This window comes from Dactylosporangium vinaceum (genome assembly GCF_019904175.1).
Classification (GTDB): Bacteria; Actinomycetota; Actinomycetes; order Mycobacteriales; family Micromonosporaceae; genus Dactylosporangium; species Dactylosporangium vinaceum.
This window is the reverse complement of the sequence record NZ_CP061913.1, coordinates 9,310,797-9,334,240: the sequence shown is the minus strand read 5'-3', so window position 1 is coordinate 9,334,240 and position 23,444 is coordinate 9,310,797. Positions and strand designations below refer to the sequence as shown.

The 23,444-nt window shown below is 71.6% G+C and carries 18 protein-coding genes and 2 rRNA genes; 16 read left to right on the top strand and 4 right to left on the bottom strand.

Going from position 1 to position 23,444, the window contains the following annotated elements; translation table 11 throughout:
• Positions 1-336 precede the first annotated feature (336 nt).
• The 5 genes from Dvina_RS41680 (at position 337) to Dvina_RS41660 (ending at position 7,974) form a co-directional block, all read left to right on the top strand.
• A 23S ribosomal RNA gene (locus Dvina_RS41680) occupies positions 337-3,447 on the top strand.
• 120 nt (positions 3,448-3,567) lie between these two features.
• Positions 3,568-3,684: ribosomal RNA gene (rrf, locus tag Dvina_RS41675) — 5S ribosomal RNA — on the top strand.
• 785 nt (positions 3,685-4,469) lie between these two features.
• The gene (locus Dvina_RS41670) at positions 4,470-5,705 is read left to right on the top strand and encodes a hypothetical protein (protein WP_223095781.1); all 1,236 of its coding nucleotides are present in this window, start codon (positions 4,470-4,472) and stop codon (positions 5,703-5,705) included.
• Entirely contained in the window at positions 5,648-6,976 is a 1,329-nt protein-coding gene (locus Dvina_RS41665; RefSeq protein ID WP_246655656.1) for a tetratricopeptide repeat protein, read from the top strand. Before Dvina_RS41670 ends, Dvina_RS41665 begins: the two co-directional genes overlap by 58 nt.
• Positions 6,973-7,974 (top strand): HAD-IIA family hydrolase, encoded by a 1,002-nt coding sequence (locus Dvina_RS41660; RefSeq protein WP_223095779.1) that lies wholly within the window; start codon positions 6,973-6,975, stop codon positions 7,972-7,974. The genes Dvina_RS41665 and Dvina_RS41660 overlap by 4 nt, the downstream gene beginning before the upstream one ends.
• 135 nt (positions 7,975-8,109) lie before the next feature.
• Here the strand turns inward: Dvina_RS41660 and Dvina_RS41655 are convergent, their stop codons facing one another.
• Positions 8,110-8,451 (bottom strand): SCP2 sterol-binding domain-containing protein, encoded by a 342-nt coding sequence (locus tag Dvina_RS41655; protein WP_223095777.1) that lies wholly within the window; start codon positions 8,449-8,451, stop codon positions 8,110-8,112.
• 111 nt (positions 8,452-8,562) lie between these two features.
• Between Dvina_RS41655 and Dvina_RS41650 the strand changes: the two genes are divergently transcribed.
• Genes Dvina_RS41650 through recN form a run of 5 tightly spaced genes read left to right on the top strand, consistent with a single transcriptional unit; the run spans position 8,563 to position 12,859 of the window.
• Positions 8,563-9,141, top strand: a complete 579-nt coding sequence (locus Dvina_RS41650) for a hypothetical protein (RefSeq protein WP_223095775.1) — start codon at positions 8,563-8,565, stop codon at positions 9,139-9,141.
• 56 nt (positions 9,142-9,197) lie between these two features.
• The gene (locus Dvina_RS55415; protein WP_261960438.1) at positions 9,198-9,332 is read left to right on the top strand and encodes a hypothetical protein; all 135 of its coding nucleotides are present in this window, start codon (positions 9,198-9,200) and stop codon (positions 9,330-9,332) included.
• Positions 9,333-9,357: 25 nt separating this feature from the next.
• Complete coding sequence (locus Dvina_RS41645; RefSeq protein ID WP_223095773.1) at positions 9,358-10,173, top strand: TlyA family RNA methyltransferase; 816 nt, start codon at positions 9,358-9,360, stop codon at positions 10,171-10,173.
• Positions 10,170-11,063, top strand: a complete 894-nt coding sequence (locus tag Dvina_RS41640) for an NAD kinase (protein WP_246655655.1) — start codon at positions 10,170-10,172, stop codon at positions 11,061-11,063. The genes Dvina_RS41645 and Dvina_RS41640 overlap by 4 nt, the downstream gene beginning before the upstream one ends.
• A gap of 38 nt (positions 11,064-11,101) precedes the next feature.
• The gene (recN, locus tag Dvina_RS41635) at positions 11,102-12,859 is read left to right on the top strand and encodes a DNA repair protein RecN (protein WP_223095769.1); all 1,758 of its coding nucleotides are present in this window, start codon (positions 11,102-11,104) and stop codon (positions 12,857-12,859) included.
• Positions 12,860-13,086: 227 nt separating this feature from the next.
• Here the strand turns inward: recN and Dvina_RS41630 are convergent, their stop codons facing one another.
• Positions 13,087-13,305 carry a PASTA domain-containing protein gene (locus Dvina_RS41630; RefSeq protein ID WP_223095767.1) on the bottom strand — a complete coding sequence of 73 codons (219 nt, stop codon included), beginning with the start codon at positions 13,303-13,305 and terminating at the stop codon, positions 13,087-13,089.
• A gap of 200 nt (positions 13,306-13,505) precedes the next feature.
• On the opposite strand from Dvina_RS41630, the gene steA reads away from it, so the two are divergent.
• The 6 genes from steA to Dvina_RS41600 are packed head-to-tail and all read left to right on the top strand — an operon-like array spanning position 13,506 to position 21,262.
• Positions 13,506-14,678, top strand: a complete 1,173-nt coding sequence (gene steA / locus Dvina_RS41625; protein ID WP_223095765.1) for a putative cytokinetic ring protein SteA — start codon at positions 13,506-13,508, stop codon at positions 14,676-14,678.
• Between the two features lie 16 nt (positions 14,679-14,694).
• The gene (locus tag Dvina_RS41620) at positions 14,695-15,642 is read left to right on the top strand and encodes a copper transporter (protein WP_223095763.1); all 948 of its coding nucleotides are present in this window, start codon (positions 14,695-14,697) and stop codon (positions 15,640-15,642) included.
• Positions 15,632-16,462, top strand: a complete 831-nt coding sequence (locus Dvina_RS41615; protein ID WP_223095761.1) for a hypothetical protein — start codon at positions 15,632-15,634, stop codon at positions 16,460-16,462. The genes Dvina_RS41620 and Dvina_RS41615 overlap by 11 nt, the downstream gene beginning before the upstream one ends.
• Positions 16,459-18,036 (top strand): murein biosynthesis integral membrane protein MurJ, encoded by a 1,578-nt coding sequence (murJ, locus tag Dvina_RS41610; protein ID WP_223095759.1) that lies wholly within the window; start codon positions 16,459-16,461, stop codon positions 18,034-18,036. The genes Dvina_RS41615 and murJ overlap by 4 nt, the downstream gene beginning before the upstream one ends.
• Positions 18,037-18,038: 2 nt before the next feature.
• Complete coding sequence (locus tag Dvina_RS41605) at positions 18,039-19,127, top strand: glycosyltransferase family 4 protein (RefSeq protein WP_223106004.1); 1,089 nt, start codon at positions 18,039-18,041, stop codon at positions 19,125-19,127.
• Positions 19,127-21,262: a hypothetical protein gene (locus Dvina_RS41600; protein ID WP_223095757.1), complete on the top strand. Its 2,136-nt coding sequence runs from the start codon at positions 19,127-19,129 to the stop codon at positions 21,260-21,262. The genes Dvina_RS41605 and Dvina_RS41600 overlap by 1 nt, the downstream gene beginning before the upstream one ends.
• Before the next feature lie 43 nt (positions 21,263-21,305).
• On the opposite strand, the gene Dvina_RS41595 is transcribed toward Dvina_RS41600, so the two are convergent.
• Positions 21,306-22,703 carry an FtsX-like permease family protein gene (locus tag Dvina_RS41595; RefSeq protein ID WP_223095755.1) on the bottom strand — a complete coding sequence of 466 codons (1,398 nt, stop codon included), beginning with the start codon at positions 22,701-22,703 and terminating at the stop codon, positions 21,306-21,308.
• Positions 22,700-23,434: an ABC transporter ATP-binding protein gene (locus Dvina_RS41590; protein ID WP_223095753.1), complete on the bottom strand. Its 735-nt coding sequence runs from the start codon at positions 23,432-23,434 to the stop codon at positions 22,700-22,702. Before Dvina_RS41590 ends, Dvina_RS41595 begins: the two co-directional genes overlap by 4 nt.
• Between the last annotated feature and the right edge of the window lie 10 nt (positions 23,435-23,444).

Here is a 23,444-nt window from a genome sequence, read left to right as displayed (position 1 = left end):
AGGAGCCCGCACCGCCCGAATGTGGTGGTGGGGTGCTCAATGGCGGAGACACTGGCGAAGGTCCTGCGGACAACGGTCCCGGAATCGAGTACAGCCGGCCTCGTGAGAGGTTGGAGTGGAAATGGTTCTGGTATGCGGTTCGTGGCGATCGTATAGGCACCCTGTTGGGTCCTGAAACAATCAGCGCGGTGACGTGGTTGGTTGGTTTCAGACGAGATCTGCACCGGTTCAAGGACCACGATATGTGAATGTCGAAGGCTTGGGCTGATACGACGGTGTGGGTTCTGGTGTTGGTTGAGAATTGCACAGTGGATGCGAGCATCTTTATTGCTTTGTGGTCAAGTTGCTGAGGGCGTACGGTGGATGCCTTGGCACCAGGAGCCGATGAAGGACGTGGGAGGCCGCGATAGGCCTGGGGGAGCTGTCAACCGAGCTGTGATCCCAGGGTGTCCGAATGGGGGAACCCGGCACCAGTCATGTGGTGTCACTCCTGCCTGAACACATAGGGCAGTGAGGGGGAACGCGGGGAAGTGAAACATCTCAGTACCCGCAGGAAGAGAAAACAACATGTGATTCCGTGAGTAGTGGCGAGCGAAAGCGGAAGAGGCTAAACCAGGCATGTGTGATACCCGGCAGGGGTTGCATGTTTGGGGTTGTGGGACGTGCCTTGCTTGGTCTGCCGGCCTTGCGCACAGTCAGAAAATCAAGGGTTAGTTGAAGTCAGCTGGAAAGCTGTACCGTAGACGGTGAGAGTCCGGTAGACGAAAATTCTTGATCTGTGTTGGTGTGTTCCCGAGTAGCGGCGGACTCCTGAAATCTGCCGTGAATCTGCCAGGACCACCTGGTAAGCCTAAATACTCCCTGGTGACCGATAGCGGACGAGTACCGTGAGGGAAAGGTGAAAAGTACCCCGGGAGGGGAGTGAAATAGTACCTGAAACCGTGCGCCTACAATCCGTCGGAGCGTCCTTGCCTTTTGGGGTGAGGGGTGACGGCGTGCCTTTTGAAGAATGAGCCTGCGAGTTAGCGATACGTGGCGAGGTTAACCCGTGTGGGGGAGCCGTAGCGAAAGCGAGTCTGAATAGGGCGTTCAGTCGCGTGTCCTAGACCCGAAGCGGAGTGATCTAGCCATGGGCAGGCTGAAGCGCGGGTAAGACCGCGTGGAGGGCCGAACCCACCAACGTTGAAAAGTTGGGGGATGACCTGTGGTTAGGGGTGAAAGGCCAATCAAACTCCGTGATAGCTGGTTCTCCCCGAAATGCATTTAGGTGCAGCGTCACGTGTTTCTTGCCGGAGGTAGAGCACTGGATGGCCTAGGGGGCCTACAAGCTTACTGAAGTCAACTAAACTCCGAATGCCGGTAAGTGAGAGCGTGGCAGTGAGACTGCGGGGGATAAGCTTCGTAGTCGAGAGGGAAACAGCCCAGATCACCAGCTAAGGCCCCTAAGCGTGTGCTAAGTGGTAAAGGATGTGGGGTCGCATAGACAACCAGGAGGTTGGCTTAGAAGCAGCCACCCTTGAAAGAGTGCGTAATAGCTCACTGGTCAAGTGGTTCCGCGCCGACAATGTAGCGGGGCTCAAGCACACCGCCGAAGCTGTGGCATTCACACGTGTACTAGGCCTTCGTGGTCCAGGTGTGTGGATGGGTAGGGGAGCGTCGTGTCACCGGTGAAGCGGCGGAGTGATCCAGCCGTGGAGGTGACGCGAGTGAGAATGCAGGCATGAGTAGCGAAAGCAGGGTGAGAAACCCTGCCGCCGGATGACCAAGGGTTCCAGGGCCAGGCTAATCCGCCCTGGGTGAGTCGGGGCCTAAGGCGAGGCCGAGAGGCGTAGTCGATGGACAACGGGTTGATATTCCCGTACCCGCGTAGAAGCGTCCATGCTGAACCTGCTTGTACTAACGTCACAATGGCTTGAACCTTTCGGGGGGATGGCCGGCGTTTCGGAACTCGGGTGGTAGTAGGCAAGCGATGGGGTGACGCAGGAGGGTAGCTGGACCCGGCCGGTGGTTGTGCCGGGGCAAGCGTGTAGCCCGTGCTGTAGGCAAATCCGCAGCACATGAGGGTGAGGCGTGATGCGGAGCCGTTCAGGTGAAGCCAGTGATCCCATGCTGCCGAGAAAAGCCTCTAGCGAGTTTCGAGCGGCCCGTACCCCAAACCGACACAGGTGGTCAGGTAGAGAATACCGAGGCGATCGGGCGAACTGTGGTTAAGGAACTCGGCAAATTGCCCCCGTAACTTCGGGAGAAGGGGGGCCACCGATGGTGAGACCACGTGCTGGTGGAGCGGTTGGTGGCCGCAGAGACCAGGGGGAAGCGACTGTTTACTAAAAACACAGGTCCATGCTAAGTCGTAAGACGACGTATATGGACTGACGCCTGCCCGGTGCTGGAACGTTAAGGGGACCTGTTAGTCCGTGAGGGCGAAGCGGAGAACTTAAGCGCCAGTAAACGGCGGTGGTAACTATAACCATCCTAAGGTAGCGAAATTCCTTGTCGGGTAAGTTCCGACCTGCACGAATGGCGTAACGACTTCCCCACTGTCTCAACCACAGGCCCGGCGAAATTGCACTACGAGTAAAGATGCTCGTTACGCGCGGCAGGACGGAAAGACCCCGGGACCTTCACTATAGCTTGACATTGGTACTCGAATTCGATTGTGTAGGATAGGTGGGAGCCGGTGAAGTCCTCACGCCAGTGGGGGTGGAGGCAAGCTTGAAATACCACTCTGTTGGATTTGGGTATCTAACCTTGGGCCGTGAGCCGGTTCAGGGACAGTGTCTGGTGGGTAGTTTAACTGGGGCGGTTGCCTCCTAAAAGGTAACGGAGGCGCCCAAAGGTTCCCTCAGCCTGGTTGGCAATCAGGTGTTGAGTGCAAGTACACAAGGGAGCTTGACTGCGAGACTGACAGGTCGAGCAGGGACGAAAGTCGGGACTAGTGATCCGGCACTGGCAAGTGGAAGCGGTGTCGCTCAACGGATAAAAGGTACCCCGGGGATAACAGGCTGATCTTCCCCAAGAGTCCATATCGACGGGATGGTTTGGCACCTCGATGTCGGCTCGTCGCATCCTGGGGCTGGAGTAGGTCCCAAGGGTTGGGCTGTTCGCCCATTAAAGCGGTACGCGAGCTGGGTTTAGAACGTCGTGAGACAGTTCGGTCCCTATCCGCCGTGCGCGTAGGATACTTGAGAAGGGCTGTCCCTAGTACGAGAGGACCGGGACGGACGAACCTCTGGTGTGCCAGTTGTCCTGCCAAGGGCACGGCTGGTTGGCTACGTTCGGAAGGGATAACCGCTGAAAGCATCTAAGCGGGAAGCTCGCTTCGAGATGAGGTATCCCACCCCTTGAGGGTTAAGGCCCCCAGCGAGACCACTGGGTTGATAGGCCGGAAGTGGAAGCCTGGTAACAGGTTTGAGCTGACCGGTACTAATAGGCCGAGGACTTGACCTACACTTCGAGTTGTAGAGACTGCTTTGCATCCACTGTGTGATTCTGAACCAATACCAGATCGCACCCACCCGCCAGGGTTCTGGTTGTGGTGGTGTGCGGGGGTTGACAGGTTCATAGTGTTACGGCGGCCATAGCGGAGGGGAAACGCCCGGTCCCATTCCGAACCCGGAAGCTAAGCCCTCCAGCGCCGATGGTACTGCACCCGCGAGAGTGTGGGAGAGTAGGACGCCGCCGGACTAACTTCGATCAAGGGTCGCCCTATTGGGCGGCCCTTGATTCGTTTCCGGACCCTGCGAATACGAACGCGGGTCCGGGATTATCTGCCCAGGTCAGGCGCATGTGGCGCGGCCCGGGTTCTCTTTCAGTGAAGCCGGCCGCGTGTGGCTGGGCCGATTGCCGGGTCAAGTGCATGGGCCTACCCCGGTCGGGAAGGATGAGAGTCGTGAACGCAATGCCGAACGGCGGCGACGGCGAGGGCCGGGACGGCGGCCCACGGCGGCCGCGCAGGGATGACTCGCGATCGGGGTCTGCACCGCGATCGGGCTCCGGCTCCAGGTCGGGGTCCGGGTCGCGCGGAGACGACCGTGGTGGTTACCGCGGTGATCGGGCCGCCGGCGGCGGGTACCGCGGGGACCGCGATGGCGCGCCGCGCGGAGACCGGCCGTACCGCGACCGGGATGGTGGCGGCTCCGGCGGCTACCGGGGCGGGCGTGACGGCGATCGGCCTTCGGGGTTCCGTGACGGTGGCGCTCCCCGTGGCGACCGGCCCTTCCGCGACCGGGATGGTGGCGCTCCTCGAGGCGACCGGCCGTTCCGCGACGGCGGTGCCCCCCGTGGGGACCGGCCGTACCGCGACCGTGACGCCGGCGGTGCTCCGCGTGGGGACCGTCCCTTCCGCGACGGCGGAGCTCCGCGCGGGGACCGTCCGTACCGCGACCGTGACGCCGGCGGCGCTCCCCGTGGGGACCGTCCGTACCGCGACCGTGACGCCGGCGGCGCTCCCCGTGGGGACCGCCCCTTCCGTGACCGCGATGGTGGCGCTCCCCGTGGAGATCGGCCCTTCCGCGATCGTGACGCTGGTGGCTTCCGGGACCGCGGCAGTAGCAGTGGTGGCGGGTTCCGTGATGGCGACCGTGGTGGGTTCCGGGATCGGCCCTATCGTGACCGGGATGGCGGGCCGCCGCGTGGCGACCGGCCGTACCAGAGCCGCGATGGCGGCGACCGGTCCGGCGGTGGGTTCCGTGGAGATCGGCCGTATCAGAGCCGTGATGGCGGCGCTCCCCGTGGAGATCGGCCGTTCCGTGACCGTGACGGTGGCGCTCCCCGTGGGGATCGGCCCTCTGGGTTCCGGGACCGGGACGGGGCTCCCCGTGGAGACCGGCCGTATCGCGACCGTGACGGTGGGCCTCCGCGTGGGGACCGGCCGTACCAGAGCCGCGACGGCGGTGCCCCCCGGGGGGATCGGCCGTTCCGTGACCGTGACGGCGGTGCTCCGCGTGGGGATCGGCCTTCCGGGTTCCGGGATCGGGACGGCGCGCCTCGTGGGGACCGGCCCTATCGGGATCGGGATGGTGGGCCGCCGCGTGGGGATCGGCCGTTCCGCGACCGCGATGGTGGTGCTCCCCGTGGCGACCGGCCGTACCGTGATCGGGATGGTGGGCCTCCGCGTGGGGATCGGCCGTTCCGCGACCGCGATGGTGGTGCTCCCCGTGGGGATCGGCCGTTCCGTGATCGGGATGGTGGGCCTCCGCGTGGGGATCGGCCGTTCCGCGACCGCGATGGTGGTGCTCCCCGTGGGGATCGGCCGTTCCGTGACCGTGACGGCGGTGCTCCGCGTGGGGACCGGCCTTCCGGGTTCCGTGACCGGGACGGGGCTCCCCGTGGGGATCGGCCGTTCCGTGACCGCGATGGTGGCGCTCCCCGTGGGGACCGGCCGTATCGCGACCGGGACAGTGGGTTCCGTGGGCGTGACGGCGGTTCGCGTGATGGCGGGTTCCGTGGTCGGGACGGCCAGCAGCGTGACGGTGGCGGGTTCCGGGGGGATCGCGATCGGGACGCCGGCGGGCGCTCGGGTGGTTTCCAGCGGGCCGAGGGGCTGCGGCGCACCGATGCCGGCGGGTATCGGCCGCGGACGAGTGACCCGGGGTTCGTCAGCAGTGACGAGAGCGGTGACGAGACCGTCAGCCGGGTCGCGGACCCGGTGCTGTCGGACGACATCGAGCCGTCGGAGCTGGACCGTGAGGTGCGCTCGGAGCTGAGCTCGCTCGCCCGGCCCGTCGCTGAGGAGGTTGCTCGCCGGCTCATCGCCGCGGGGCAGCTGATCGACGACGACCCGGAGCTGGCGCTCGCGCATGCGCTCGTCGCGCGGCGGAAGGCGTCGCGGATCGCTGTCGTCCGGGAGGCGGCCGGGCTCGCGGCCTACCACGCGGGGGAGTGGCAGACGGCGCTGGGTGAGCTGCGGACGTACCACCGGATGACCGGAAAGCAGACGCACATCGCGGTCATCGCGGATTGTGAGCGGGCGCTCGGGCGGCCGGAAAAGGCGATCGATCTTTTCCGGACCGCGGATCGGGAGCGGCTCTCGGCCGAGGAGATCGTCGAGCTGCTCATCGTGGCGGCGGGGGCCCGGGGCGACCTCGGGCAGACCGATGCTGCGGTGGCGATGCTGCAGGTGCGGGAGCTGACCTCGGCTCCGGAGGCGCCCTGGGCCGCGCGGCTGCGATACGCGTACGCCGATGCCCTCCTGCGGGCCGGGCGGCGGGAAGAGGCGCGGGAATGGTTTGCGCGCGCCGCCGACCTGGACGAGGAGCTGCGTACCGACGCGGCCGAGCGGCTGCTGGAGCTCGACGGGATCACTCTCGACGGCGACGCGGAGGACGACGACGAGGCTGACGGCGATGACGTCCGCCCGGCCGCCTCCGACGACGACGAGGACGAGGACGAGGACAACCGGGACGCGGACGACTCGGACGACGACGAGGACCGCGACGACGACTACGACGACGAGGACGAAGACCTCGACGACGATGACGACGACGATGACGACGACGACCTCGATGAGGACGACGAGGACGATCGCGACGACGACGACTACGACGACGAGGACGAAGACCTCGACGACGAAGACGACGACGATGATGAAGACGGCGAAGACGACCGGGACGATGACGAGGACCGGGACGGCTACGACGACGAAGACGATGAAGACGGCGACTACGACGATGACGACCGGGGCGGAGACGACCGGGGCGACGACGGCGTAGACGACGAGGCGGACGGCGACCACGACGCGGACGGCGGCAAGGCCCGCAAGGCCGATGACGCCGACGGTGACGGTGCCGGGCGCGGTGCGGCCGACGACGAGGCGGACGGCGACCACGACGCGGACGGCGGCAAGGCCCGCAAGGCCGATGACGCCGACGGTGACGGTGCCGGGCGCGGTGCGGCCGACGACGAGGCTGACTCGGACGCGCCGGGCCGCACCGAGGCCGCCGACAAGGGCGACACGGACGGGAAGAACAAGGCGTGACCGGCGGGCAGCCCGGGGATGACCTGGTCGGGCACTACGACCTGGTGATCTTCGATCTGGACGGGGTGCTGTACCTCGTCGATCAGGTCATCCCCGGTGCTGCCGAGGCGTGCGCGAAGCTGCGCGAGCGGGGCATCCCCAGCGCGTATGCGACGAACAACGCCTCGCGGCTGCCCGGTGACGTCGCGGCGCTGCTCACTCGGATCGGGATTCCGGCCGAGGAGCGGGAGGTCGTCACGTCGGCGCACGCGACGGCGCTGCTGCTGGCGGAGCGGTTCGAGCCGGGGACGCCGGTGCTGGTCCTCGGGGCGCAGGCGCTGCGGGACGAGGTGGCCGCGGCCGGGCTGACGCCTGTCGCGGAGGCCGAGCGGGCGCGGGTCGTCGTGCAGGGGTACGGGCCGGATGTGCGGATGCGGGACCTCGGTGACGCCGCGGTCGCGATTCGCGGCGGGGCGACCTGGATCGCCACCAACGCCGATCGGACACTGCCGTCGCCGCGGGGGCCGCTGCCCGGCAACGGGGCGCTCGTCGCAGCGCTGGCCACCGCGCTCGGCCGGCCGCCGGACACGATCGTCGGCAAGCCCGATCCGGCGCTGTTCCTGGAGTCGGCGCGGGAGCGCGGGGCGCAGCGGCCGCTCGTCGTGGGCGATCGGCTGGACACGGACATCGAGGGCGCGTATCGGGCGGGGATGGACAGCCTGTTCGTGCTGACCGGGGTGAGCGACGCGGCCGAGCTGCTGGCGGCTCCGGTCGAGCGGCGTCCGACGTTCGTGGCCGCGGACCTGGCCGGGCTTTTCGAGCCGGCGCGCGGGGTACCCACCGAAGATCAATGGGTCGTGTCGGAGCGGCCGGGGCAGTGGGAGCTCGCGGGCGACGGGCGGCCCGTCGACGCGTTGCTGGCACTGTGCCAGGTCGCGTGGGCCGCCGGCGAGGTCCGTCCGGTCGTGGCGCAGGGCGAGGCCGCCCGCGCTGCGCTGCAGTGGCTACGACTGACCTGAGCTGCGAAAACCTCGGCGTGGTAGCCACCTATTCGGACGAATACCCCGTCGGGCGATAAGTCCGATATGTCGAGGCGCGCAGCGCCCGACATATCGTCATGCACCACTGCGGCAGGCCGAAGTGGGTTCGGGGCGTCAGAGCAGTTTGCGGAGCTTCAGCAGATCCATCACGCCGGCATCGATCTTGATGCGGCCGCTCGTCCACGCCGACATGACGTTGAGCTGGCCGTTGACCAGGGCTACGAGGTCGTCGCTGGAGGAGGTCAGCTTGATCTTCGCGCGCGGATCGTCGCCGTCGGTCAGGCCGGTGATCTCGCCGTTGTTGAGGCGGCCGTGGAAGGCCACGTCGAGGTCGGTGATGCGGCAGGCCAGGGTACGGTCGAAGTCGAGCTTCTCCCGGGCGCCGTTGGCGGCGCTGGAGCCCAGCCGATCAGCGAGCTTCAACAGGGCGGCCCGACACTCGTCAACCGTTGCCATTGCGCGAAAATCCCGTCCTCATACGCCTGCCGTGGAATGTGACGGTACCGTACGTCGCCGTGGCCCGCCCGGTAGCGTGATGGCGTACACCACCTGGAGGAGAGGCGCAATATGGCGCAGGAAGCATGGCGGGCCTATCTGGAGCTCGCCTACGGCATGACCGAGGCCACCACGAAAAAGGCGACCAAGACGGTCCGGCGCCTGGTCGGCAAGAGCGGTGCGACGGCTGAGCAGCTGCAGTCGATGGCCGAGGACCTGCTCAGGGCCGGGTCGACGAACCGGGAGGCGCTGACCAAGCTGGTGCGCTACGAGCTGGACCGGGCGCTCGGCGCGGTCGGGCTGGCCACCGCGGACGAGGTCTCGGCGCTCACGACGCGGGTGCACGAGCTCGAGGCGCAGCTCAAGGAGGCGACGGTCAACGCGCTCGCGCCGCCGCACGAGCCGGCCCCGCCGGTCGGCGCGGAAGTGATCGAAGCTGCGCCGGCGCCCGTACGGAAGGTTGTGGCGAAGAAAATCGCTCCCGCGAAGGCGGTGGCTACCGCAGTGCCGCCGGCCAAGACGGCGCCCGCGAAGAAGGCCGTGGCCAAGAAGGCCATCGAGCAGGTCGCGGCGGCCTCCGATGTCGGGCCGGCGTCGGACAAGCTGCCCGTGAAGAAGGCCACTCGCGGGCCCCGGAAGACGGCGTCGTGACGGCCCCGATCCCTGGTCCCGGACCTGCGCCGGTGCCCGGGCCGCCCGGGACCGGCGTGATCGGCCGGGTCGAGGCGGCGGTTGCGGCGTTGAGCGAGGTAGCGTCGCTTCCGTTGCGGCAGCAGGTTTCGGTGTACGCCGAGGCGCACCGCACACTGCAGGAGACGCTCGGCACGATCGAGGAACGTTAGTTCGGAAACAGGGAGCTGCTGGCAGATGGCGCGCCGGAACCGACTCGACGCGGAGCTCGTGCGTCGGGGGCTGGCCCGCTCCCGGGAGCAGGCGGCGGCGCTGATCGCCGCGGGTCGCGTGGAGGTGCGGGGTACCCCCGCGGGCAAGGCCGCGGCCCAGGTCGACCCCGCGGACCCGGTGCGGGTGGTGGAGTCGGCGCAGGACGAGTACGTCTCGCGGGGCGGGCACAAGCTCGCCGGTGCCCTTGACGCGTTCGGCGCGCTGACCCCCGCGGGCCTGTCGGTCGAGGGCCGCCGCTGCTTGGACGCGGGCGCTTCGACGGGCGGGTTCACCGATGTGCTGCTGCGGCGGGGGGCCTCGGCGGTGGCGGCGGTCGACGTCGGGTACGGCCAGATCGCCTGGTCCCTGCGGACCGACGAGCGGGTCCTGGTCATCGAGCGGACGAACGTGCGCACGCTGACGCCGGAGCAGATCGGCGGCCCGTGCGACCTGACGGTGGCCGACCTGTCGTTCATCTCGCTGCGGCTGGTGCTGCCGGCCCTGCTCGCCTGCACCGGCTCCGACGGTGACCTGGTGCCGATGGTGAAGCCGCAGTTCGAGGTGGGTAAAGAAGCGCTGGGCGACCGCGGTGTCGTCCGGGATCCGGCACTGCGGACGGCGGCGGTGCTCGACGTCGCCGCCGCGGCCGCCGGGCTGGGGCTCGGCGTCGCCGGCGTGGCCCGCAGCCCGCTGCCGGGGCCGCAGGGCAACGTGGAGTTCTTCCTGTGGCTGCGGCGCGACGCCCCGCCGGTGGACCCGGCGGCGGTCCAGGAAGTCGTCGAGGGAGAGGTGATGGCGTGAGCGTTCGGGAAGCTTTGCTGGTCACCCACACGGGTAAAGCCAGCAACAACGACCACGCCCGGACCGTGGCCAAGGACCTGCTCGACAACGGGTTCACCGTCCGCGTCCTCGCCGACGAGGCCCGTGATCTGGCGATCCCGCAGGCGGTGCCGGTCAGCGGGGAGGCGGCCGCGCAGGGTGCCGAGATCGTGTTCGCCCTGGGTGGCGACGGCACGCTGCTGCGCGCGGCGGAGCTGGCCCGCCCGGCCAAGGCGCCGCTGCTGGGGATCAACCTCGGCAAGGTCGGATTCCTGGCCGAGGCCGAGATCGGCGACGTCGACAAGGCGGTGCGGGAGATCGTCGAGGGTTCGTACACGGTGGATGAGCGCCTCACGATCGACGTGACCGCCGAGCACGGCGGGCAGCTGGTCGGGCAGTCCTGGGCGCTCAACGAGGTCACCGTGGAGAAGGGCGCCCGCGAGAAGATGCTGGAGCTGCTCGTCGAGGTGGACGGGCGGCCCCTGTCGCGGTACGGCTGCGACGGTGTCGTCTGCGCCACGCCGACGGGCTCGACGGCGTACGCGTTCTCGGCCGGCGGCCCCGTCGTCTGGCCGGAGCTGGAGGCGCTGCTGCTCGTGCCGATCTCGGCCCACGCGCTGTTCAGCCGGCCCCTGGTGATCACGCCGGAGTCGACGATCACGGTCAACGTGGAGCCGTTCACGCACTTCGCGCTGCTGTCGTGTGACGGCCGGCGCGTGATGGACCTCGCTCCCGGCTCGACGGTGACAGTGCGCCGCGGCGTCCTCCCCGTCCGGGTGGTGCGGCTGCGTGAGCGAGCCTTCACGGACCGTCTCGTGGCGAAGTTCGGCCTGCCGGTCGATGGGTGGCGGCATCAAAAACGTCATGGCTGAGTGGAGAACTGTCGTACCCCGCGGCTAGTGTTCCTCGTGTGCTGGAGGAACTCCGCATTACCGGACTGGGCGTGATCGAAGACGCCACCCTGCCTCTCGGCCCGGGCCTCACGGTCATCACGGGCGAGACCGGCGCGGGCAAGACCATGGTCGTGACAAGCCTCAACCTGCTCTTCGGCGGCCGCGCCGACGCGGGAAGGGTGCGCGCCGACCCGGGCCGGGCCACCGTCGACGGCCGGCTGACGCTGCCGACCCACGTGCGGACCGCGGTGGAGAGCCGCATCGCCGACGCCGGCGCCACGGTCGACGACGACGGCAGCCTGCTGATCAGCCGCACGCTTACCGCCGAGGGCCGCTCCCGCGCCCACGTCGGCGGCCGGACGGTGCCGGTGTCGCTGCTGTCGGAGGTCGGCGAGCGGGTCTTCGCCCTGCACGGCCAGTCCGACCAGCTGCGGCTGCTGCGCCCGGCCGAGCAGCGCGGCTCGCTGGACCGCTACGCCGGGCCGGAGCACGAGAAGCTGCTCGGGCAGTTCGCGGAGCTGTACAACCGGTGGCGGGCCGTCGAGGACGACCTGGCCGACCGGCGGGCCAACGCCCGGCAGCGCGGCCAGGAGGCGGAGCTGCTCAAGCTCGGCCTCGACGAGATCACCCGGGTCGACCCGCAGCCCGGCGAGGACGAGCTCCTGCGCGAGGAGGCCCAGCGGCTCGAGCACGTCGAGGGCCTGCGCTCCGCGGCCCAGCTCGCGCACGTGGCGATGTCCGGCACCGGCGACGGCGGCGACGACGTGGCCGACGTGCTGAGCCTCATCGCGACCGCCCGGCGGACCCTGGAGGCCCAGTCCGGCGTCGACCGGGTCCTGGGTGACCTGGCCGTGCGCCTCGACGAGGTCGCCACCCTGGCCGGGGACGTCTCCACCGAGCTCGGCACCTACCTGGCCTCGCTCGACGCCGACCCGGGCCGCCTCGAGGAGGTCTACGAGCGGCGGGCGGCGCTGCGGGCCCTGACCCGCAAATACGCCGAGGACGTCGACGGCGTCGTGGCCTGGGCCGATCACGCCCGCACCCGCCTGTCGGAGCTGGACAGCTCCGACGAGCTCCTCGACGAGCTCGACCGGGAGCGCCAGCGCCTGCACGGCGAGGTCGCGGAGCTGGCGGCGGTGCTGTCCGCGGCCCGGCACGAGGCGGCCGGCCGGTTCGCCGCCGACGTGACGGTCGAGCTGGCCGGGCTGGCCATGCCGCACGCCCGGATCCAGGTCGTGGTGCAGCCGAAGGCGGTCGGCAACGGGCCGAGCGTGACCACCGCCGCCGGCGAGAGCGGCGTCGGCCCCGACGGTGCCGACGACATCGAGCTGCGGCTCCTGCCGCACCCGGGGGCACCGGCCCAGCCGCTGCAGAAGGGGGCGTCCGGGGGCGAGCTGTCCCGGGTGATGCTCGCGATCGAGGTCGTGTTCGCCGGAGCCGGGGGGCCGCCGACGCTCGTCTTCGACGAGGTCGACTCCGGTGTCGGCGGGACCGCGGCGGTGGAGATCGGCAAGCGGCTGGCCCGGCTGGCCCGCGACCACCAGGTCCTGGTCGTGACGCACCTCCCGCAGGTCGCGGCGTTCGCCGACCGGCACCTCGTGGTCGCCAAGGACACCGGGGGAGCGGTCACCACCAGCGGCGTCACCGTCGTGGAGCACACCGACCGGGCTCGTGAGCTGGCCCGGATGCTGGCCGGGCTGCCCGACTCCGACCTGGGGATCGCGCACGCCGAGGAGCTGCTGTCGGTCGCGGATCGGGAAAAGAGCCGGGCGTAGATCTCGCCGCCGCCCGGCGTCCGGCCTGTCGCGGCGGCGGCCGCCGGGGAAGGCCCGCGGGCCGATCGGCGTCCTCGCTCGCCGCCGGGGTGGACGGATACCCGGCGGCGCGCTTGCAGGGTTGGACGGCGCTCGGGGCGAGCCTGTGGGCCGCGATGGCCCGGGCTCATCTCGCCTACGCCGGCGCCGCGGTGGTGCTGGTCATCGCCGAACCGGCCCGCCGGTGCTCAGCGCCGGCCGACGAGCAGGTTGACCCTCGTGCCGACCGGCGCGACGGTCATGGCCAGGGTGGACTGTTCCAGGACGACCATGGTGCCCGCCGGTCCGATCTCGCGGATCACTCCGAGCTCGAGTCCGGCGGCGCGTAGGGCCGCGGTCGCCTCGGCCGGGGTCTGGCCGGCGAGATTTGGCACGCGGGTCAAGCGGATCGACGACATGGTTCCCATCGGGCGTCTCCCTCACTTTGCTTCCTCTCCGCTGACTTGAGCGCGGCCCCTGCGTCGCAAATACGCACACGCCGTGTCGGGCAATTGACAGACTGAAAAGGGTGACCGGCGTCACGCCGGGACGTGAAATGGGGCGTACCACCTGCTCGTGGACATGTCGTACGCGGCTTTCCGCACGCGGCCATGCCAGGATGGGTGTGATGCGACTTCCAACCTTGCGCCGCACCCGGTCCGCCGAGCCGGGTGTCATCGCCGGCGTGGTGCGGCTCGATCGGCGGACGAAGCGCCTGGTGGGACGACTGCGGCCCGGGGACATCGCGGTCATCGACCACGTGGATCTCGACCGGGTGGCGGCCGACTCGCTGGCCGCCTCGGGGGTCACGGCGGTGCTCAACGCGAAGCCGTCGGTGTCCGGGCGATACCCCAACCTCGGGCCGGAGGGCCTGATCAAGGCCGGCGTGCCGCTCGTCGACGACCTCGGCGAGGAGCTGTTCGACCGGCTCCGCGAGGGCGAATCGGTGCGCATCGAGGGCGACACCGTGTTCGTCGGCGAGGAGGCCGTCGCCAAGGGCGTGCGCCAGGACGCCGAGACCGTCGCCGAGGCGATGGCCGGGGCCCGGCAGGGGCTCTCGGTACAGCTGGAGGCGTTCGCGGCCAACACGCTGGAGTACCTCAAGCAGGAGCGGGCGCTCCTCCTCGACGGCGTGGGCGTACCCGAGATCCAGACCCAGATCGCCGGGCGGCACTGCCTGATCGTGGTGCGCGGCTACGACTACAAGGCCGACATCGATGTGCTGCGTCCGTACATCAGGGAGTACAAACCCGTCCTGATCGGTGTCGACGGCGGCGCGGACGCGCTGGCCGAGGCCGGGTACACCCCCGACATGATCATCGGCGACATGGACTCCGTGAGCGACGACGTGCTGCGGTGCGGGGCCGAGGTCGTCGTGCACGCGTATCCGGACGGCCGCGCGCCCGGGCTGGCCCGCGTCCAGCGGCTCGGCGTCGAGGCGATCACGTTCCCGGCCGCCGCCACCAGCGAGGACATCGCGATGCTGCTGGCCGACGAGAAGGGCGCGTCGCTGCTTGTCGCGGTCGGCACCCACAACACCCTCATCGAGTTCCTCGACAAGGGCCGCGGCGGCATGGCGTCCACGTTCCTGACCCGGCTGAAGCTCGGCGGCAAGCTCGTCGACGCGAAGGGGGTCAGCCGGCTGTACCGCCAGAGCCTCTCCGGATCCTCGCTGGTCCTCCTGCTCGCCTCGGCGATCGCCGCCATGGCCGCCGCGCTCGCGGTCACCACGATCGGCCGGGCGTATCTCAGCGTCATCGCCGAGTGGTGGGACAACCTGATCTTCACGCTGTTCTCGTAGACGGGTTCCTTTAGCTGTGATCAACTTCCGGTACCACGTGGTGTCGCTGGCCGCGGTGTTCCTGGCCCTGGCGATCGGCCTCGTCGTCGGGACCGCGGCGGCCAACGGGCCGCTCACCGAGAACCTCAACGAGCAGGTCAACACGCTCACCGACGACAAGCAGCAGCTGCGCGACGACCTCGAGCAGTCCCGGGCCGAGCTGAAGAAGAACGCCGACTTCGCCACCGAGGTCGCGCCGATGCTGCTGGCCGGCAAGCTCGCCAACAAGAACGTCCTGCTGGTCAAGCTCGACGGCAGCGACAGCGGCGACGTGAACACCGCCACCGACGGCGTCGCGACAATGCTCGGCACGGCCGGGGCCAAGGTCGTCGGCACGGTCACGATCAAGGAGAAGTTCACCACCCCGGCCAACAGCGCGATGCTGCTCGACCTGGCCGAGTCCTCGGCCCCGCCGAGCGTCAGCGGTGCCCTGCCCAACCAGGCCAACGGCGTCGACACCTCGGCCGCGCTGCTCGCCGCGGTGCTGTTCGGCAAGTCCGGCACGCCGCAGGTCGAGGGCACCCGCACGGTGCTGTCCAGCTACGAGTCGAGCGGCTTCGTCGGGCTCGACGGCGACTTCAAGACCCCGGCCGAGGCGGTGATCATCGTCGCCGGCGCGCCGGCCAGCGGCAAGGACGCCAAGGACCGCAACGCCGCCGTGCTCACCCTGGCCACCCGCTTCGACCTTGCCACCCGCGTCGTCGTGGCCGGCCTCTCGGCCAACGGCCTGGTCGCCGCCGTCATCGGTGACGCCACCGTGAACAAGTCGATCTCGACTGTCGACAACGCCGTCACCGCCTACGGCCAGGTCGCCGCGGTCATGGCCCTCACCGAGCGGCTGGCCGGCAAGAACGGCCACTACGGCAGCGGCGACGGCGCCAACAGCCTGCTGCCGAAGACGGCGAGCGTGACAAATGGCTCGTAAGTTCATCCAGGGCGCCCTGGCCGGCCCGGTCGGCGGCGGCGTCGCGCGCGCGGTCCTGCGCGCCCTGCAGGACCGCCCGGCCCTGCGCCGCACCAACTTCCGCGGCCGGACCGTCTCGCTCGCCGGCGGCCCGGCCCTGGCCGTGGGCGCGACCGCGGGCGCCATCGTCCACCGCCCCGAGCACGCGGCCGCCGCGGCCGTCGCCGGCCTCGGCTCGGGCGCCGTCGGCCTCTACGACGACCTGGTCGGCGGCCGCCCCGAGCACGCGGCAAAGGGCTTCCGCGGCCACCTGGGCGCCCTCCGGGAAGGCCGCGTCACCAGCGGCCTCGTCAAGATCGCCGGGGTCGGCGCGGCCGGTCTGGCCGCGGCCGCCCTGCTGCCCCGCCGGCGGAGCGTCGACGTGCTCCTCGGCGCCGGCGTCATCGCGGGCGCGGCCAACCTGTTCAACCTGCTCGACCTGCGCCCCGGGCGGGCATTGAAGGCCGGATTCCTCGTGGGCACCCCCCTGGGCGCGAGCGGCCCCCTGGGTGCGGCGGGGGCCCTGCTCCCGGCCGACCTGGACGAGGAGATCATGCTCGGCGACGCCGGGGCCAACGCGCTCGGCGCCCTGCTCGGCGTCGCGTACACCGCGAAGACCGGCACGTTCGGCCGCCTCGCCGCCCTCGCCGGGATCGCCGCGCTCACCGCGGCCAGCGAGAAGGTGTCGTTCACGAAGGTCATCGAGGCCAACCCGGTCCTCAACCGGCTCGACACGTGGGGCCGCAAGCCGGCCGAGCCGCCGGTCGAGAAGCGCAAGCCGTCTCCCTATCCGCGCGGGTGACGCGGAGCCGGATCTTCGGCGCGGCGGCGTTGGTCGCCGGGCTCACCATTCTGGCCAGGATTGCCGGATTTGCGCGCATTCTCGTGTTCAACTCGTCGGTCGGGACGACTCGGCTGGGCGACGCGTACCAGGCCGCCAACACCATCCCGAACATCATCTTCGAGCTGGTGGCTGGGGGAGCCCTGGCGAGCCTGGTCGTGCCGCTGCTGGCCGGGAAGGACCGGGCCGCCGCCGGGCGGACCGTCGGGGCGCTGCTCACCTGGGTCGTCGTGATCCTCACGCCCGTCGCGCTGCTTGTCGCGGTCTTCGCGCACCCGCTCGTCGGGCTGCTCACCAGCGGGCAGAGCGGCGACGTCACCGACGCCGGGGCGCGGATGCTGCGGGTGTTCGCGCCGCAGCTGCCGCTGTACGGGGTGGGAGTGGTGCTGACCGGGGCGCTGCAGACGTACCGGCGGTTCGCGTGGCCGGTCATCGCGCCGCTGCTGTCGAGCCTCACGGTCATGGGGGTGTACATCGCGTTCGGTGCCGTGGCGGGGCGCGGCGCCGACCTGGCCTCCGTGGACGGGCGCGAGCTGCTGCTGCTCTCCGGCGGTACGACAGCCGCAGTCGCCGTGCTGTCGTTGTGCCTGGTGGCTCCGGTCAGCCGGCTCGGGCTCGGCGTCCGGGTCGCCACGCGGCTCGACGTCGGGTCCATCGCGACCCTGAAACCCCTGGTCGTGGCCGGGATCGTCACCGTCGGGACGCAGCAGCTCGTGCTCGGCCTGGCGATCAACCTGGTCAGCTACAGCCCCGACGCCGGGGCGATCGTGGTGTACAACCTGGCCCAGACGATCTTCCTGCTGCCCTGGGCGGTGCTCGCGGTACCCGTCGCGACGACCCGCTACCCGGCGCTGGCCGAGCGCGGGGCCGCGGGCGACCGGGCCGGGTTCGCCGCCGTGCTGGCGCCCTCCGTGCGGGTCGTGGTGATGCTGTGCAGCCTTGGCGCGGCCGGGCTCATCGTGCTGGCCCGGCCGATCGCCGTGCTGCTCGCGGCCGCGTCCTCGCACCCGCCGGCCGTGGGGCCACTGGCCGCGGGGATCGCCTGGTTCGCGCCGGGGCTGCTCGGCTACGGGCTGTTCGCGCTGCTCTCGCGGGCCCTCTACGCCGGCGGGAACGCGTACCCGGCCGCGGTCGCCACCGCCATCGGCTGGGCCGCCGCCGCGGTCGCCGCGCTCACCCTCGCCACCGCGCTGCCGGTCGCCGACCGGGTCGCCGCGGTCGCCGCCGCGAACTCGATCGGGATGCTCGTCCTCGGCGCCGCGCTGCTCGTCGCCGTCGGGCGGCGGGCCGGGCGGGAGGCGCTGGCCGGAGCCGCACGCACGGCATCGACGTGCATCGTGGCCGCCGCCGTCGCCACCGCGGCCGGGCTGTCGCTGCGCTCCCACCTGGCAACCCCGGGTGCCGGCGGGGCCGTCCTGCAGGGCATGCTGTGCGGAGCCGTGGTGGCGGTGGTGTTCCTCGCCGCAGTGGCGGCCGCGGACCGCCGGACCCTGCTGCGGCTCGCCGGAAGCATCGGGGGAGGGAGCCGGTCGTGAGCATGCGTATCGCGTTGGTCCTGGCCTCCAGCACCGGGGGCATCGGGCGGCACGTCGGGATGCTCGCCGAAGGGCTGGTGGCGCGCGGGCACGAGGTAAGCGTGCACGGGCCGGCCGCGACCGGCGAGCAGTTCGGGTTCGCCGGCCACGGCGCGACGTTCGTCCCCGTCGAGATCCCGGCCAGCCCGCAGCCCGGCGACGTGCTCGCCGTCCGGGCCCTGCGCCGCTCCCTGCGCGGCGTCGACGTCGTGCACGCCCACAGCCTGCGGGCCGGGCTCGTCGCGGCGCTCGCGCGGTCCGCGGGCACGCCCACCGTCGTCACCTGGCACAACCTCGTCCTGGCCACCGGGCTGCGGGCGCGGCTCTACCACCCCCTCGAGCGGCGGGTGGCCCGGGCCGCCGACGTCACGCTGGCCGTGTCGAGCGACCTCGCCGCACGCGCCACCGAGCTGGGCGCCCGCGACGTGCGCCCGGCCAAGGTGCCGGCGCCGGTGCCCGGAGCGCCCACGCGGACCCGCGACGAGGTCCGGGCCGAGCTGGGGGCCGAGCCGGGCCAGCCGTTCGTCCTCGCGGTGGGGCGCCTGCACCCGCAGAAGGGGTTCGAGACGCTCGTCTCCGCGGCCGCCCGCTGGCGCGACCGGGACCCGGAACCGTTCACCGCCATCGCGGGGTCGGGCCCGTCGTACATGTCCCTGGCCCAGCGGATCTCCGAGGAGCACGCGCCGGTCCACCTCCTCGGCCACCGCACCGACGTGCCGGACCTCCTCGGCGCGGCCGACCTCGTGGTCGCCACGAGCGTGTGGGAGGGCCAGCCGCTGTTCATCCAAGAGACATTGGCCGCGGGTGTACCGCTGGTCTCCACCGCGGTCGGCGGAGTGCCCGAGGTCGTGGGGACGGCCGCGCGGCTCGTCGAGCCCGCCGACGTCGACGCCGTCCACGACGCCGTCGTCGCGCTCCTCGACGACCCCGCGGCCCGGGCCGAGCTCGCCCGCCGGGGCCGCGAACGCGCCGCCACCTGGCCCACCGAGCGCGACGCCGTGGACCAGGCCGAGGCGGTGTACGCCGAGCTGCGCGCCCGCGGGGCCGGCTGATGCGGCAGTGGCTCCACCGGTTCGCCCCCGCGCTCCTGGCGCTGCTGGCCGGCCTGCTCGGCGTCGCCGGGCTCATCCCGCGGCCGGCCGCCACCCCGGCCAAGCCCGCCGCCGACTACGTCATCATCGTCGGGGTCGCCGGGCTGCGCTGGGACGACGTCAACGCGACCGACACCCCGGCCATGTGGCAGATGGCCCAGGGCGGCGCGATCGGCGCGCTCTCCGTGCGCTCGGCCCGGCGGATCACCTGCGCCGGTGACGGCTGGCTCACCCTCGGCGCCGGCAACCTCGCCGTGTACACGCCGGGCGCGGTCACCCCGGTCTGCCCCGAGCTCGACGTGCCGATCACCCGCGAAGGCGGGACCCGGCCCGGCAGCGGCGCGACGCTGCCCGACCAGTCCGAGATCGTCAGCCGCAACCGCAACCTGCACTGGGGTGCCCAGCCCGGTGCGCTGGCCGAGGGCGTGCGCTGCACCACCGCCATCGGCCCCGGCGCGGCGATCGCGGCCGCCCGCCCCTACGGCCGGGTCGACAAGTACGCGGAGAGCCTTGACGACAGCCTCCTCGACGCCTGCGCCCTCACCCTCGTCGACGTGGGCGAGATCGCCGGCAACGACCCCGTCGCGCGGGCCGCCGACGCCCGGCACGCCGACGCCGCGCTGGCCAGCGTGCTCGCCGCCCGCCCCGAGCACTCGGTCGTCGTCCTGGCCGGCCTGTCCGACCTCGACGCCACCAGCCGGCTGCACGTGGCCATCGCCCAGGGCCCCGGCTACACCGGCGGCTGGCTGACCTCCCCGTCGACCTCCCGCCCCGGGTACATCCAGGTCGTCGACCTCGCCCCCACCGCCCTGGCCCTCCTCGACCGCCCCATGCCGGTCTTCGCCGGGGCCGCCGCGGCCACGAGCGACAGCGGCCGCCCGGCGGACGTGACGGCCGCGGTCAACCGCCTGGCCGACGCGGACCGGGAGGCGTCGGTGCAGCGCCGGGTCGGTACCAACTTCTTCCAGACCCTCGTCGTCGCCCAGCTGCTGCTGTTCCTGGCGGTGGTGCCGCTCCTGCGCCGGGCCCGCCGCCCGGCCGGGCCGCAGACCCGCCGCCCCGTCCCGCGCACCGTCGTGCGGGCGGCCGAGGTGCTGCTCATCGCCGCGTCCCTCGCGGTGCCGGCCGCCCTGGTCGCCGACCTCCTGCCGTGGTGGCGCTGGCCCCACCCGGGCCTGGCGTTCGGCGGGATCACCCTGGCCGTCATGGGCTTCGCCACGTTCGCGATCGCGTTCCTGACCCGCCGCAGCCGCGCCATCGCCCCGCTGGGCGGCGTCGCCGCGGTCGCCGCCCTGGCCGTCGCGTTCGACGTGCTCACCGGGTCGCGCCTGCAGCTCAACGGCGTCGCCGGCTACTCGGCCGTCGTCGGCGGCCGCTACGCCGGCGTCGGGGTCATCGGCCTGGGCCTGCTCGTCACCGGCGCCCTGCTCGGCGGCGCGGCCCTGGCCCAGCGCTTCGAACGCCGCTGGCGCCCCTTCGTCATGGCCGTCATCGGCGCCGTCGGAATGGTCGTGATCGGGAGCCCGTACCTCGGCGCCGACGCCTCGGGCGCGGTCGCCCTGACCGCCGGCGTCTGCGTGGCCGCCGCGATGGCCGTCGGCGGCTGGCTGACCATCACCCGCCTGCTCTGGGCCGCGGCCGCCGCCCTGTTCGTGGGCTCGGGCTTCGCCATCCTGGACCTGTTCCGCCCGGAGGAGCAGCGCAGCTCCGTGGGCCGGCTCCTGGTGCGCACCAAGGACGGCACCGCGGGCTTCATCGCCCGCCGCATCGCCGAGGCCGACGTGGTCACCACCGTCACCAGCCCGCTGACGGCGCTGGTGCTGGGCTGCCTGCTGTACGCGACGTTCGTCCTGCTCCGCGACTGGGGCGGCCTGCGCCGCCTGCTCGGCGTCTTCTCCCCGGTCCGGGCCGCCCTGACCGGCCTGGTCGTCGCCTGCCTCCTGGCCGGCGTCGTGGAGGGCGTCTCGTTCAACGTCCTGGGCGCCGCCCTGGCCACGGCCCTGCCGCTGGTGGTGCTGTCCTGCCTGCGGGTCCTGGAGCACGCCGACGACCGCACCCCGGCCCCCCGCGTGGCCGAGGAGACGCTGGAGAGCTGATCGGCGGCGTGGTGGCCCTCGCGCCGCTCGCCGGCCGCGGCTGTCACTGCGGTGCGAGGGCCTCCCGCGCACCGCCGCGGACGGCGGAGACGGCCGGGATCGTGATCGCCACCGTCATCGCGACGAGCGTCGCACCGCACAGGACGAGGGCCTGGCGGGCGTCGACGGTGGGCGTGAACGGCAGGCCGGCGGCCCGCAGCGAGCCGGCGATGGCCAGGACCGCGGCGACGGCGCTCACCGCGGCCAGGATCATCGCGGTCAGGGCGTAGAGCACCGCCTCGTACGCGGCCATCAGCAGCATGCTCCGCGGCGTCGCGCCGGCCGCCCGCAGCACCGCGAACTCCCGGCGCCGGGCCGGGGCGTTGAGCAGGACGACGGCCACGCTGCCGACGGCGGTGAGCAGCGCCAGCGGCGTGAGCATCAGGTAGGTGTCGAATGTGTTGATCTCGCCCGGGGACCCGCTCGCCGTGATCGCCGCCTGGAACGTGCCGGCGATGCCGAACATGATCCCGTAGAGGCTGGCGCCGATCATGAGCGGGATCACCGCCGCGGTGCTGTGGGTGATCCGGTGCGCGGCCGAGTGCCGGGCCAGGAACCAGGGCGTCGACAGGCGGGCCGGCACCAGCGCGCTCCACACCCGGATCATCAGCGACAGCCCGGCCGGAGCGGCGAGCGCGATCGTGACGGCGACGGCCACCCCGAGGTTGACGGCGATGCTCGCGCCCGCGTTGATCAGCTCGGGGTCGCCGTGCAGGGCGCTGTCGACCCCGACGGACGCGGCGATCATCCCGCCCACGGTGAGCAGGCCCAGCCCGGTGAGGACCCAGCGGCCGGTGCTCATGCCGTGCCGGGTCGGCGCCGGTGCCCGCACCGCCTCGACGGCCGGCACCCGGGCCGCCCGGCGCGCCGGGCCGACGGCGCCGAGGAGGCCGACGGCGACGGTCAGGGCCAGGGTGAACCCGAGCACGGGGAGCCCCGGCACCGCGTCCACGTGGGCCGGCGCGCCGGTGGCCGTCTCGACGAGCAGGTTGACGACCGGCTCGGTCGCGACGAGCGCGACGGCGAACCCGGCCGCCGTCCCGACGACGCCGAGCGCGCCGACGTGCAGCAGGATGACCAGCCCGACCTGCAGCGGCAGCGCACCGGTGAGCCGCCACCGGGCGATCCGCACGCGCATCGCGTCGATGGTCGCCGAGCTGACCGTGCCGAGCACGACCACCGCCGCGAGCGCGGTGCACACGTAGAGGATGTAGGCGGCCGCGCGCACCTCGCCGACGGTGGTGCCCGCCTTCGCGGCGGCCGCGGCCACCGCCGGCGTGTCGACGGCCCACCAGTGCCCGGCGGCGACCGCGATGAGGGCGGCGGCCATGGCGGTGACCATCAGCGGGCCGATCCAGAGGCGCCAGTCGGCGCGCAGCTCGGCGACGGCGAGGCGGATCATCGCGAGCCCCGCACGAGCGGCGCGCCGCCCGGGACCATCGCCCGGCGGATCTCGTCGGCCGACGGGCCGCTCAGCGTGGCCGGCAGCCGGCCGTCGCGCATGACCAGGACGTGATCGGCCAGGCTTGCCGCGTCGAGGTCGTGGGTGACCATGACGACCGTCTTCGAGCCGTCGGCCAGCGTGCGCAGGCGGCCCAGCACGACGGCCGCGGTGTGCGTGTCGAGCGCGCCGGTCGGCTCGTCGGCGAACACCAGGCCGGCGTCGGTCGCGAGCACCCGGGCCAGCGCCACCCGCTGCTGCTCGCCGCTGGACAGCAGCGCGGCACCGACCCGCTGCCGGTCGCCCAGCCCCATCTCGGCCAGCAGCGCATCGGCCGCGGCCAGGTCGACCCGGCCACCGGCCAGCCGGCGCGGCAGCACCACGTTCTCGCGGGCCGAGAGCGACGGGATGAGGTTGTAGGTCTGGAAGACGAAGCCGATGCGGTCGCGGTAGAGGCGGGCCACCGCCCGGGCCGAGAGCCGCGACAGGTCGTGGCCGAGCACCGTGACCCGGCCGTCGGTGGGCCGCTCCAGCCCGGCCAGGCAGAACAGCATCGTCGACTTGCCGCAGCCGCTGGGGCCGACGATCGCTGTCATCGCGCCGGCCGGGATCGCGGCCGTGATGCCGCGCAGAACAGGAATGTTGCCGAAGGTCTTGGCCAACGCCTCGACCTCGATCGCCGGTGGTGTCATGCGTCCCATC